Source organism: Bartonella sp. AP58NXGY (assembly GCF_042195785.1).
Lineage (GTDB): Bacteria > Pseudomonadota > Alphaproteobacteria > Rhizobiales > Rhizobiaceae > Bartonella.
Map to the genome: position 1 here is coordinate 504 of NZ_JBHIOY010000218.1, position 250 is coordinate 753.

Here is a 250-nt window from a genome sequence, read left to right on the forward strand (position 1 = left end):
GGATTCATTTGGTTTGCAGTAATCGTATAAAAACCTTCCGGTGTCTGAAGATCCCCTTCCTTATATTTAGGACCAAGCTTACCAGACCATTTGCAAATGCCATAACGAGCAACCAAAATAAAAGGACCTGAACGAGATTGCTTCCAAACTTTGGCAACATTTTCCTCCTTGAAAAATCGCATCACGATTGGTGCATAGGGATCAATATCGTACAAAGCCATCCTATTCTGCATTTCTTGCGGAAGAGGCT

At 41.6% G+C, this 250-nt stretch carries 1 pseudogene; it reads right to left on the bottom strand.

The window, feature by feature from the left end:
• Positions 1-250: pseudogene (locus tag ACFINC_RS10550) on the bottom strand (hypothetical protein); the annotation flags it as partial.